The 12942-nt window shown below is 50.5% G+C and carries 10 protein-coding genes; 3 read left to right on the forward strand and 7 right to left on the reverse strand.

The window, feature by feature from the left end; all coding sequences use genetic code 11:
• Nucleotides 1-56: 56 nt before the first annotated feature.
• Entirely contained in the window at nt 57-659 is a 603-nt protein-coding gene (locus ACTRXA_RS00430; RefSeq protein WP_442425234.1) for a hypothetical protein, read from the reverse strand.
• Between the two features lie 509 nt (nt 660-1168).
• Here ACTRXA_RS00430 and ACTRXA_RS00435 point away from each other — a divergent pair.
• The 3 genes from ACTRXA_RS00435 (at nt 1169) to ACTRXA_RS00445 (ending at nt 2849) form a co-directional block, all read left to right on the forward strand.
• Nucleotides 1169-1951, forward strand: coding sequence for a formylglycine-generating enzyme family protein (locus ACTRXA_RS00435; RefSeq protein ID WP_442425235.1), 783 nt, complete (start codon nt 1169-1171; stop codon nt 1949-1951).
• Between the two features lie 85 nt (nt 1952-2036).
• The gene (locus tag ACTRXA_RS00440) at nt 2037-2465 is read left to right on the forward strand and encodes a hypothetical protein (RefSeq protein ID WP_442425236.1); all 429 of its coding nucleotides are present in this window, start codon (nt 2037-2039) and stop codon (nt 2463-2465) included.
• 177 nt (nt 2466-2642) lie between these two features.
• On the forward strand, nt 2643-2849 hold the full coding sequence (locus ACTRXA_RS00445) for a cold-shock protein (RefSeq protein ID WP_442425237.1): 207 nt from the start codon (nt 2643-2645) through the stop codon (nt 2847-2849).
• A gap of 49 nt (nt 2850-2898) precedes the next feature.
• On the opposite strand, the gene ACTRXA_RS00450 is transcribed toward ACTRXA_RS00445, so the two are convergent.
• The 6 genes from ACTRXA_RS00450 to ACTRXA_RS00475 all read right to left on the reverse strand — a co-directional run bounded on the left by ACTRXA_RS00450 (nt 2899) and on the right by ACTRXA_RS00475 (nt 12776).
• On the reverse strand, nt 2899-3720 hold the full coding sequence (locus ACTRXA_RS00450) for a metal ABC transporter permease (RefSeq protein WP_442425238.1): 822 nt from the start codon (nt 3718-3720) through the stop codon (nt 2899-2901).
• Nucleotides 3717-4664 (reverse strand): metal ABC transporter substrate-binding protein, encoded by a 948-nt coding sequence (locus tag ACTRXA_RS00455; protein WP_442425239.1) that lies wholly within the window; start codon nt 4662-4664, stop codon nt 3717-3719. Before ACTRXA_RS00455 ends, ACTRXA_RS00450 begins: the two co-directional genes overlap by 4 nt.
• Nucleotides 4665-4675: 11 nt before the next feature.
• Complete coding sequence (locus ACTRXA_RS00460; RefSeq protein ID WP_442425240.1) at nt 4676-5974, reverse strand: porin; 1299 nt, start codon at nt 5972-5974, stop codon at nt 4676-4678.
• A 110-nt stretch (nt 5975-6084) separates the two neighbouring features.
• The gene (locus ACTRXA_RS00465) at nt 6085-6384 is read right to left on the reverse strand and encodes a hypothetical protein (protein WP_442425241.1); all 300 of its coding nucleotides are present in this window, start codon (nt 6382-6384) and stop codon (nt 6085-6087) included.
• A 206-nt stretch (nt 6385-6590) separates the two neighbouring features.
• Nucleotides 6591-6797 carry a hypothetical protein gene (locus ACTRXA_RS00470; RefSeq protein ID WP_442425242.1) on the reverse strand — a complete coding sequence of 69 codons (207 nt, stop codon included), beginning with the start codon at nt 6795-6797 and terminating at the stop codon, nt 6591-6593.
• A gap of 654 nt (nt 6798-7451) precedes the next feature.
• Nucleotides 7452-12776 carry a PAS domain S-box protein gene (locus ACTRXA_RS00475; protein WP_442425243.1) on the reverse strand — a complete coding sequence of 1775 codons (5325 nt, stop codon included), beginning with the start codon at nt 12774-12776 and terminating at the stop codon, nt 7452-7454.
• Nucleotides 12777-12942: the final 166 nt, after the last annotated feature.

The following is a 12942-nucleotide window of genomic DNA, read 5'->3' on the forward strand; positions in this document are numbered from 1 at the left end:
CAGAATCTGTAAAAGAATCAATATGGATTTATAAGGAAGAAGAGAGGGGCCGCCAATCAATCCATGTCCTGCTTGAGAACCTGGAGCAGTTCTTTCTGTGCCAGGGGATTGGTGGACAGCTGGTCCAGGAACCGCAACTCGAAAATCACCTGCCTGTCCTTGATCCAGATCTTGGGGAAGGGCGTTTCGATTTCGTTGAACACGTATTCCCGCTTGCCTACCTTCATGATGGCCCGGGGGGAAGGGGGTTCGAAACCGAATGCGCTGGTAAAAGGAATTTCCTGTTCCTTCAGGAAGGCTTCCAGCTTGCCCTCGCTGTCGGCCACCATCAGCTTGTGGTCCTTCGCCCATTCACGAAACGATTTGAACATGTCCCGGGGAAAGGCGGTAATGGGAATGGTGTCGAGGTGTTCCCAGCGCTCTCCCTTGTTCACTTCAATGACCAGGTCGAAGTGCTGCAGGGTCTCGTGCACGTCGGGCAGGGTCACCTCGATGTCTGACTCGCACGCGCTTTCCGCAACCTGGGTAACGGGAACCGAGTTGGTATTCTGCTTGTGAAAAAGCTGACTGCGGACCTGGGTGCAGTTCGACGTTTTGTATTCGTTGGGAACGCTCAGGGTGGCACCACCGAATTGATGATACTCGCTTTGCTGAGGCAAAGCAGAGAGGACAGGGGCAGGAAGAACCAGGATTGCAAACAGCCAGAGAAGAAGGCCTGTTATACGGGAATGGGGTGGACCGGAACCGGGTGAAATAGGAAAACGAGCGGGCATGATCCTTACCTGGAAAGCGGTTGTTTCTGGCAATCATATCGAAATCAGGTTTCTGCGCATAGCGCAAAAATGGGGCAGAATCGGCTTTTCAAAGCGAAAACTTTGAAATTATTTTCCTAATGCATTTTGTAATAAGCGTCCTTTTAAGACGGAAAGGAATGAAGACAAACTCCTTTCAAAGTGTCTGCGGAATTATTCGAACAAACTTATAAAAATATTACAGATGCGAACCGAAGTTCCAGCGAGGTGAAGGCCGTTCCAACGTCTCAAAGAAGGTGACCCTGTCAGGTTGCTTCTGTTAAAATCGAAACCTTTATATTGGCTTTCAAGCCGACACCACAATTCGTTTTCATGTTGTTCTTCGACCTGCTCTCTTTCTCTGAGTTCTTTTCGAAATGAAACTTTTTTCTGTTTCCTTTAAGGCGCTGGTGTTGTTCCTGTTTTCCGTGACAACGGTGCTTGGCGGACAGGCCGATCCGGAAGTGGTCGTCTCCCCTTCCACCGGAATCGAGCTGGTGCGCATACCGGGCAGCTGTTACATGATGGGCGATGACCGGGGTTACGATTACGAACGCCCGGCTCACGAGGTGTGTGTCGGTGACTTCTACATCGGGCGCTACGAGGTGACGCAGGAGCAGTACGAAAAGTTGATGGGCAGGAATCCATCGAAGTACAAAGGACCCCGCCGCCCGGTGGAGCGCATCTCGTGGAACGATGCTGAGGAGTTCATCCAAAAGCTCAATGAAACGGAAAGCACGGATGTGTACCGCCTGCCCACGGAAGCGGAATGGGAACGGGCCGCACGGGGCGGCACCACCACGCGTTATTACTGGGGAGACGAAATCGACAACGACTACGTCTGGTATTACGGTTCGGCCGAGTTCCAGACCCACCCCGTCGGCACGCGCAAGCCGAATCCGTTCGGGTTGTATGACATGCTGGGGAATGTGTGGGAGTGGGTGAGCGACTGGTACGATCCGGAATATTACTCCAAAAGTCCGCGTGACAATCCCAAAGGACCCGAAACCGGACGTTTCAAAACCCGCCGCGGCGGAGCCGTGACCAACCTCGTCACCTATGTGCGTTCAGCCACACGCTACCGGGGCCCCCCCGGTCATCGGCATTACATACTGGGTTTTCGCGTTGCCCGCTCCGTGGAGGGAGAAGGCGACCGTTAAAACCCAATTTGAGGTTTCGATTTCACATCAAATGGTGTACGGTTTGGGGCATACCGTCATCGATAATCAATGGAGAGAAAGGGTTATGCCTTCCGAACACCAACGCCGATTTTCACTGGACAAGGTCGAGATCGATCCCGTCATCAAAAACCGCATCATGTCCGCCGATGGAGACGACCATGTCGGCGACTGGGATGGCGAACACATCGAGGACCTGGTCAAGGAACTGGACCGCATCGAGGAGAGGGTGGATCCCAGCTATTCCACTCTGCCGCACCGTGAAAACATCCCTCAGGATTTGCAGGACAAGGTGGAAAAGGATTATCCCGTCTGGGCCTGTGACCGTCACGGAAAGTGCCTGGTTGGGGAAAACTCCGACACCATTGAAACTGTCGAAACCATCCGTGCCCACTACGAAAAAGAATATGGTGGCGTGGACAAATTCCTCGAAAAGCTTCGTATCGAGCGGGAAAAATTCGAAGCGGAACTGCGCGCAAAAAATAAAGATATATAACCTTACCCCAAACGGGCTATAAAGTTGTCGTTGAAATTTAACGGCTTTTTGGCCCGGTCCCGGCTGGCTTCATCAATCCCCCCTGATTGGCCAGTTTCCGATAACGGATAAGTCTTGACAGCCTTTGAATACCTGATATAAGGGAATTGGATTTAAAGATTTTCAGGGGGGGTTGTTATGCCGATCGGAAAAGTTAAGTGGTTCAGCAACAAAAAAGGTTATGGCTTCATCCAGTCAGAAGAAGGAAAAGACATTTTTGTTCACTACTCAGCGATTCAAGAGGAAGGTTATCGGTCACTCACTCAGGGGCAGGATGTGCAGTTTGAAATCAGCGACGGTCCCAAAGGCCCACAGGCTTCGAATGTGTTGAAGAAGGAAATCTAGTCCACCGGCCACAGCAAATCTGCAGGCGGGGCTTTGGCCCCGCCTTTTTTTATGCCCGGTTGTTTTGAAAGCATCGCACTCCCAAGGCGGCAACAAACAACACCCCGAAGGTGGCAACAATCATCGCACCGGTCGGCACATCCAGTGAAAAAGACAACGCCAGTCCGGCCAGGCTTCCCACCACACCAATCACCGATCCCAAAACGAATTGACGATACAGGGTATTGGCAAACAACGTGGCACAAACCGCCGGTATGATGAGCAGGGTGAACACCAGGAAGATGCCTGCGGTTTTGATCGACACGGCAATCACCAAACCGAGCAGGGCGTAAAACACGAAGTCCCACAAGGCACGGCGGTAGGACCCGGCGTCGGCGGTTTTTCGGTCGAACCAGGTTTCAATCGACTTCCTCCATTTCCAGGCGAGCAGGCCGACGATGCCGGCGGTTGCTGTCAGGGAAACGACTCCTGTCCAGGTGATCCATAGAATGGAGCCGTTCAGCATGTACTGGATGTGTTCCGCGGCATGCGGCGCACGGTCGGCAATGATGATGGCGAGCGACGCGCCGACAACATACACAATACCGATCACCGCTTCCTGGGACACTTCGGGAAAGCGGTACTCGACCAGTGCGAAAAACAAGGCCCCCAAGAGAATGAACAGCAGGGAGAGTCCTTGCGCCCCCCATGAGTGGGCATCCCATTCCAGTGCAAAACCCAGTGTCGCACCCAGCGCCGCAAGTTGTGCGAGAGACAAATCGACAAAGATCACCTCGCGTTTCAGCACATGCAAACCGAAGTAAGTGAAGACAAGGGCGAGAATGATGCATCCGGCGGCAGGTGCGGCCATGAAAGTGAAGAATCCGGTCATGGTTGAAGGGCTCCGTTTATCTGGCGAACCAGAAAGTCGAAAAAATCGATTGTGGTCCGGGCTTCAGGCACGCCCCCAACCCCCGGAGGCAGACTGAGGATACGCGCTCCGGTTTTTCCTGCAAGCAGCTCTGAAAAACGTAGACGGTAATAACTGGCCTGTAAAATGATCGTCACTTTTTGCGATTTCATTTTCTCCGCCAGTTGGGCGAGGTGAGCGGGAGTGGGCTGGACCCCGGGTTTCACCTCGACGGTACCGATCGATTCGATACCGAACCGTTGAAGAAAGTAATCCCATGTACGGTGGTAGGTGACGAGCCGTGCCCCTTTTACCGGGTCCATGATTCGCTTCCATTGGTTGAGTTTTTCCTTGAAGCGTTTCACAAACCGGTCGCGGTTGGATTCGAATTCGCTTTCGTGTTCCGGGTCGAGTTTGGCAAGGTGATCTGCCAGCAGGAACACCATGGGTTTTATGTTTTCCGGATCCAGCGTGTAGTGTGGGTTGCCGAAGGGATGGACATCGCCCATCGACCTGTCCACCGGACCTGTGGGTATCTGGATGGGATCGACAGCCAGCGACATGTCGAGCAGGCCCGGTTCGCCGAACCGGATTTTTGAATTGCGCGCTCCCTGGATCAACAGGGGCAACCAGCCCACCTCCAGATCGAGCCCCTGGTAAATCAGGAGATCCGCATCGTGCAGGGTGACCATGAGGCTCGGTTTGGCCTGCACGAAGTGCGCGTCCTGATAGCCGCGTGTGAGACTGGCGACTTCCACACGGTTTCCACCCACCTCGCGGACAAGCGATGCAATGTCCTCGGTGGTGGTGACGACCTTCATCGCGGCGTGGGCCGGGACCGCGCTCAGCAAAAGCAGGAGCGCGATCCCGAAAACCGCCACTGGAAGCCGATATTTGTACGATTGTGAGTTGCCGTCTCCTCTCATCGTATTCTTCCTCAATACGTGTGTGCGGGATGGGAACCCATCGAGAAGTTCAACTGCAACAGTACCTGTTGTTCCTCCGAGAATCCCTGGTCGAGATAATTGTACTGCAGGCGGATGGCGGAGAACTCGCTCGGCACGTAACCGATGAGACCGGACCAGCGGTACGAGTCGTCAAAGTGTTGCGGCTGATGGAAACCGACGTAGTCGTAACGGCCCTGCACCCACCAGCGTTCCAGAAACTGGTACTGCACCATGCTGTACATGCCGCCCCGGTTGAGGTCCGGGTTGGCGACGTTGGTGGCGGGATTGGTGCCGGTCTGCTGAAAGGAGCCGATGTACTCCGTCTGCCAGATGAGTGTTTTGTAACGCGACCGCTTGGCGGGATTCCATTTGACCGTCATGTTGCCTCCCACCAGGTTGGTGCGGCCGCGCCCGGAACCGGCCTGGGCTCCCGCCTGGTTGCGTCCGGTGGCGAAGGAGCCTCCCAATTCCAGCGTGGTTTCCTCGTCCAGGTCCCAAAGGTTTTTCAGGTGCGCCAGATAGAGAAAATCGTTATTCAATGGGCCATTGAATTGAAGTTCATTGTCTCCCTGGACCACTTGAAATATGGCTTCCGAGTACCAGGGCACCGGTACAAGATAACTGGTTCCCACGCCGACCTCAAGCAGGCCTTCGTCCCCAAACAGGGTTTCATTGACCAGGGGCTGGTCAATGAATGGAAACTGATGGGTGTGAAGCAGGTTGTGCTTGCCAAAGCTGGTATAAAATTTTCCGGCGCGAAGAGCCAGCCTGTCCATCAGCAACGCATCAATGAAGGATTCCTCGATTCCCACTTCGTCGCCTTCGAAAGTGGCACGGAAATTGGCGCGGAGATAGGTGTCTACGTTGGCGGTGAATTGAAGTTCCATCTCCTGGATTTTGAAGCCGGTCGAGTTTTCGTTGTTGGGATCGGCGTTTCCAATGGACCTGTACTGTCCGAGAAACAGGCCGTTGACGGATATGGCCGGGTTGAAAAACCTCGACAACCCTGTGGCGGTGGAGAATGAGGAGTCGGCGGAACTGCCGGTTCCTTTTGGCAGATTCTTGTAAATATCCGGCGTGGTGGTGCCGGATGGCTGGGTGCCGGGGGCCTGTTGCGGCGCGGTGGGCCCGGATGGCTGAGTCTCCAGCTTTTTGATGCGCCGTTCCAGTCGTTTGATCTGTTGTTCGAGTTTGTACGTTTCCGTATCGGTGGTTGCTTCCTGGGCCCAGGCGGAACTCGCCAGCAGGCAGGCACTCCACACCATAACGGAGAGCTTGAGCGGATTCATGCAAAACTCCTGAATTTGTTTGCAACACGCAGGGAATGCCACGCGTCCGGAAATGCCGGTCGCAGCACGGGCGTTGCGGTGAATGATCGTGGATCAAAAACCTTGAATGTTCAGGAGTGAAGGGGAGGGCTTCTTCCGGAGTGGCGGGTGGAGATTAGCTTGGAATGCGTTTCCTGGTAAAAAATGGTCTGGGAAACGGTACCAAAATCCACATTCAACGGTGCGAGGGTGGGGATCAGCCCCGCATTGGAATGTGAAAAGTGGCAGGGAGAGCAATCCTGATGCAGGTCTTTCAGGTCAAATTCATGGCTGTGCAGGTAGGGAGAAAAGCCCACCATGGACGCAAAGCACAGGGTGAACAGTGCGGTCCATAGAAACTTCTGGTTTCGAATGGGGCTTTTTGTCGTCATGAGAATAACCTTTACCGGACTATCCGGGTTGCGCTTAAGATGCACGCCCTCGTACAAGGATTCGGCTTAAATGAAAAAAAGATAATGGAGACGGTGCAGGGGAAGGTGCCTGAAAAGAGAAACCCCCCTCTTCCTGTGGAAGAGAGGGGCCTGACCTCTGGGGAGGAGTGAGCCCTGTCCTTGGCAGGATTGGACTCTGGAGAAAATCAATCTTCGCTGTAAAAGTGGTCTTCGTATTCCAGTCCACCGTACATTTCGTTCAGCAGTTTGCGATTTACGTCTTTCGGCTTGATCTGGAGGTTTTTCTTTTCCGGATCGAAAAAACTTTCCCAGTATTTTTTGCTGAGGGCCTGCGTGGATACTTCTTTTTTTAATTTACCGTTGCGACCGAAGACTTTAACCGGATATAGCATGATTACCTCCTTCAGCTTAGGTGGGCGGAGCCTGATTTATTTGTTACCGGCAGTCGGGGCCGGGTACTTTATGTTTTAAATGATTGCGCGGGACAGAATATGAAGTCCCCCCTTTATCTATTGTCATAATAAGAATTGAGAATTAAATGAGGGTTAAAGGAATATTAAAAAATTTTAATTTTAAATCAGCCATCCGCTTTGCGGGGAAGCGGGGAAGCGGGGGAGGGGGACTAAAAAATTTGCCGAAATGCTTGATTTGGCCGAAACAAACGGTTATTTTTTGAATCTAAATCTATGAATCCAGGCGGAATCTCAACCGGAAACTTTAAAAATTTATGACCTCGAAATCTCCAAAACCCCTTTGGGATAAAGCTTTTTGGGCCAAACCGCTTAGCCTTGCGGAATCCCTGAAAATCCGGGACGGTCTTTCTTCTCCACCACCGCAGCAGGTGCCGTCCCCTGTTTTGCAGGCCATCCAGTCCCGAATGAACCGAAACCGAATTCGTGGTATTTGCCTGAATTGACCGGGTTTTTTCCTCGTGAAATCCGGGTTGGAATGGGGAAGGGGGACGGTCGCCAAAAGGAATAGTTGTCTTCCAGACAATAAAAAACCCCCTGCCGGTTGAACCTGGCAGGGAGTTTTTGTTTTCGGGCCTATTTTGGTTTCATGGGAAGGGTCAGGGTGACTGTGGTTCCCTTTCCAGTTTCACTGCGAATGTCGATATCCCCTCCGTGATTTTTGACCACACCAAGTACCATCATTAAGCCCAGGCCGGCCCGCTTGCCGGCTTTCTTGGTGGTGAAAAAGGGGTCAAAAATACGATCACGGATCTCTTCCGGAATACCGCAACCCGTATCCTGGATATGGACTTTGACCTTGTCTTCCAGCTGTTCGGTGGCAAGGACAATTTTCCCGTTTTCGCCAGAAGTCGCCTCCACGGCGTTGCGGAACAGGTGTTCGAATGCAAGCTTCAATTGCGCCGCATTACCCTGGACCGTTCTCAAATTTGAAAAGGATTGCTCTTCAAGACGGATGGAGCCGTCCTGAGGAACGATGTTGGGTTCCTTCAAAATCTCTCTCAACAATTCATGAAGGTCAATTGCCTCCGGCTCCCCAAGCGGAGGGATTTCGCATCGCTGTAACCGTTCGCTGAGATCCGCAATGCGGCGGCATTCGTTGAGAGCAACCATCATGAGCCCTTTATGTATTTCCTCCATTGCGGCCCGGTCACTGAGCTGTTCCAGAATATTCTGAATTCCCTGGATTGGGTTGGTGATCTGGTTTGCAAGTCCAAGAAGAACCTGGGTGGCGGCCACAGAGCGTTCTGAAGCAATTTGCTTTTCGTGGTGCTGGTTCATGGACTGGAGGTAGTAATCCATTCTTTCCTGAAACTCGGTTTTCATGCGTGCCAGTTCTGACTCCAGTCGATTCCGATTGGTGTTGTCGTTCAAAATACCGCAAACCCCGTACAGGATGCCGGACGAATTTCGCATGGGATGCTTGATCATTGTGTAATTGTGGATTCCATCATCGTGCAGAATGGAGTCCTGTGATTCGACATTCTGTCCTTTGTCCAGTGCTTGCCGATCGGATTCGGAGAGTATATCGGCAATATCTGCAGGGAAAATTTCATGGTCGGATTTCCCTATTAACTGGTCGCGCCGGACATGGAAAAGTTTCTGAAACGCCGTATTGGCAAGCAGGTAACGCCCGTTCATATCCTTGATGTAAATGGGCAGGGAAGCCTGGTTCAGAATATCGTTCAAGTGGCGCTCACTTTCCTGAATGGTTTCCTCTGCACGAATCTGCGGTGTGACGTCTCTTATGATATTCAAGCTCAGCTTTTCGTTTTGAACAAGGAAGGAACTTATGACCACCTGTGCAGAAAAAACGGTACCGTCTCTCTTTGTAAAGTGGGCGAGATTGCTTTTTTTCCGCGGATGCAGCCCCAATGCGCTTCCCTGGGTTCCCCCGGAAAATTCTGAACTGGACCCGTTGACCACGAGGTCGGTGTATTTCAGTTTACCCAGCTCACCCCGGCCGTATCCGAAAAGCTTGGTTGCGGCTTCATTGCCGTCCAGCAACTGGTTGTCTGAAAGGTTGACAAGCAGAATAGCGTCGGTCTCTGCCTCCATCAGCTTGCGGAACTTTTCCTCGTTTTCCATGGAAGCGATTTCAAATTCCTTTCGTTTGCGGACGTCATGAATGATCCCTACGAACATGCGGCGGTAACCCTGATAGATTTCGCGTACTGCAATCTCCACAGGGAAAGTCGAGCCATCCTTGTGTTGGCCCGGAAATTCCCTGGGCTCTTTTCCGACCAAATTGCTTTTGCCCGTTTGCAAAAAGCGGGAAAGATAATTTCCATGTTCGCTTCGGTAAGGTTCCGGCATCAGGATACTGACATTGTGGCCGATAACTTCCGCGCTTCTGTAACCGAACATCGTTTCTGCCGTGCTGTTGATTGACTGGATTATTCCGCTCTCGTCAATGGTGACAAAGCCATCCACCGCCTGGTCGATAATGGATGAAAGGAGAGCTTCTCTTTGTTTGATATTGTTTTCGCGTTCGCGCATTTCGTGGATGTCCTGCGCGATGGCGATGATGGGGGCGCTCTCCTGTCCTCCCTTCTTCTCATATATCAGGTTCCAAAAGAGGGTTCGTTTTTCAGAATCCTGTGCCGGGGTAAGATTTTCAAACTGATAAACCCCCTTGTTTTTTAGCGTTTCCTGCGCGGTACTCTCCATTGCTTTCCAATCTTTACCTGGCATGATGTGCTCAAAGAAATTACGGTTTTCAACCTCCTGCCTGTTCCAACCCAGATTGGATTCCGCATCCGGGCCGACTTGGAGAATGTTGAAGTCTGCAGAAAGGATGATGGGAACCAGGCCGGACTTTTTCAGGATGGAGTCATAATAATTTTTGACTTCCTGTTTTTCCGTTTCCGCAATTTCCTTCAGGCTTTGCAATTCCCCTTCCAGTTTTGTGCGCAATTGCTTGATTTCTTCATCGGCTTTTGGATCATGAGAAATGTCAACTAGAACTCCAAACGCTTCCTTGGCTTCATCGCCGTTTTTAAAGAGAGCCAGGCTGATCAACCCTTTCTTGCAGTTTTCCTGCAAACCATTACCAAACGTCAGGGGAAGAATCAAAGTCGCCGAACCCTTCTCCTGGAGGGGATCAAGCACATCTCTCTTCAATTCAATTTCCTCACCCGGGGGGAACAGGAAGCTCAAGGATTGCCCTTGTGCGGCCTCTTCCAGGTAACCAGTCAATTCCTGGGCCCCCTGGTTCCACGACATGATGGTGCCCTGTGTGTTCATGGTGAAAAGTGGCAGATCCACTTTGTCCAGTCGCTGGTTCTGGTATTGGAGATCTTCTATCAGGTAATTCTTCTCTTCCAGGTCTCTCAGCATTTGCTGGTTTGCTATTTCCAAATTGCCCATGTCATGCTTCAGTTCCTTGAGTTCACCTGTTTGCAAATCCAGTTTGTCCTGGATTCCTCGGAGTTCTTCCAGATCCGATTCCAACAGGGTCCGGGAAGCTTCCAGTACTTCCAGGTTTTCCTTGTATTTTTCCAAGTCCTTTTTAAGCTGGGTATATTCGGTTTCCACCCAGTTTTTAGCAACATGGGCCTCGTCCAGAGACTCTTGAATCTGCTGTATTTCCAGATCTTTGGAATCCACCAGAGACTGGAGGTTTTCCAGTTCTTCCTCGGATGGGGCATTTTCCCTGAATTCCTCGTAATCTTTTTGAAGGCTCTGCAATTGGACGGTTTTTTCTTCCAAAAGGGCCTTCAAATTTTCGATTTCTTTCTTAAAGTTTTGAACTTCGTTCTTATACTCTTCTTCAGGGTTTTCCTGGGTGCGTGTCTTTGAGGCTTTATAATTTTTTCCCGACATGGAGTGTTGGGTTGATTCCAATTGCGATTTTAATTCTGCAATTTCCGCTTCTCTGTCTGCAATTTTCTTCTCCAAAACCGTGTGCTCAATTTTTACCTTTTCTTCCAGTTTTTCTTTGGTACGTAACTCGTTTTCAAGTTGAGCCTGAACCTTTTGCAGCTCGATGGATTTGTTGGAAAGCTGTTTTTCCAGGTTTGTGGCAAGTGCGGATTTTGCTTCGCCGGGTTTTTGACTTTGCAAGGCCTCTCGAAGTTTCTTTTCATCTTCCAGAGCCTGTTTTAGTTTTTGAAGTTCCTGGGTCTTGGAGACGAGTTCTTTTTGGGCGGACTCTTCTTTGTTTGATATTTTGGACTCAAGGTCTTCTTTCGCTTTTTTGGTTTCCTCCAGTTTTGTCTGAAGGGCTTCAAGCTGCTCATCGTTCCCAATGGTATTGTCTTCGTTTTCCTGTAAAGCTTTAATCTGCTCTTCAAGGTTCTGCTTTGTCAGCTTTTCCTGTTCAAGAAGGTTATTCAGCTTTTTCAGCTCCAGGGTTTTAGTCTGGAGCTTTTCTTCCATTTCGGTTTGGGCTGATTTCAATTTGGCTTCGCTGGCTTTACTGAGTTTCAGCTTGTTCTCAAGTTCGGTTTTTACGGTTTCAAGACTGGTAATGCGTTCTTTGATCTCTTCACCCACTCGGCCCTGTAGTTCCAGAATGTCATCATCCTTAAGAGGCTCGTCAAAGCCAAGGCCCAGCTCTTCTTCATTCCAGTCCAAATCCGGGTCGCCGAAACTATTATCGATAGTGGGCGCACCACCGGAGGCCCCTTGGGGAGGGTGTAATAGATTGGACATTTGCCGGGCGATGATTTTCAGTATTTCGACCTCATCCGAGTCCCAAGATTTTTGTTCATGTATGGTTTCGAAACCAATGCATCCCAAAATGGTTTCATCTGAAACCAGTGGGACGAGGAGCAGGGACTTCGCTCCCTGTTTATTCAGAAATTTCTTTTCAGCGCCCGCTTCCTTGGGCAGTTCCCCTACGTTTGGTATATGCAGGGCTTCCCTGTCGTTTAGTTTCTGGTTCAACCAGGGAAGTGTTGACAATTTGATTGGATCCGAATCAGGTTCCATGTCAGGTTCGTCTGAAACCCAGATGTGCGTGTTGTTCATTGTTTGACCGTCTTCGGAAATCAAATTGATGAAACCATGGTCCACATTGGATAGAGTTCCGTAATCTTCAAGGACCTGATTCATTTTTTGGTTGAAATAATCCTGATTGGATAAATCGCTTGGTTTCAACGAAAGCAGGTTTTTTTCCAGGTCAAACCAGAACTTGAAGCGAGCTTTTGCATGAGCGGTTTTGATCGCTTCCTGGTGGTATTTCTGCTTGTTTTCATTCAACTCGTTTGTCAGTTTCTTGATCTGTGGATCATATTTGGATTTGATGGTTTCCAAATCCTTTGTCAGGGATGTCTGTGCCGTTACGTCCTGCCCGGAAATGATGGTTCCATACACCTGATCCCGCTCATCCTTCAGCATGGCGGCTTGCCATTCGACCCTATGCTCCTTGTTTGATTTATCATGCACGGGGGTGGTGAACATTTTAAATTGTTTCGACGGGTCGTTTACAAAAGCAATGAATTCGCGCCGCAATACCTCACGCTCCTTGTTGCGGATGAGAAATGCCATCCAGTCTTTTCCAAGCAAATCCTCTTCTTTATAGCCAAGAAACTTGAGAGCTTTTTTATTGACCTGCATAATCTGGTTTGCGGTGTCCACGACAATCAAGATGGAATTGTCCACACTAAAGAATATGCGGGAGAGGGTTTTTTCCCCTGCCAAAGATTCTTCTACCAGCTTGACTTCTTCATGGAGTTGCCGAATTTTTCGAAAAGGAATGATCAGGGAAAGGCAGACGATCACCAGGCACGCGGTTATGAATTCCCACCGCTGGAAGACCGAATAATTCCCCGATTGGGAAAGGGTAGCCCCAAAGAGGAGTGGCTTGAGAAAATACTCCCAAGCTAACAAAAGGATAAGGGCAACGATCAGGGTGACCCCGACCTGCGCTCCAATTTGCTCATTCTTCTTCGACATGGAGGTTTCCTTAAATTATAGGACTTTGTCCATTGTGCGCAGGGCTAACGGGTTGAAGCGTTTTCCCGGCCAATGTCCAAGGTTCCCTTTAAGGCATTTCACATCCCCTCCTTCTTAAGATCAAGAAAGATGCCGAAAAGGAACTCTTTTCACAGGGGCGGTGGCG

The organism is Nitrospina sp. P1_D6, from assembly GCF_052156615.1.
Taxonomy (GTDB): Bacteria; Nitrospinota; Nitrospinia; order Nitrospinales; family Nitrospinaceae; genus Nitrospina.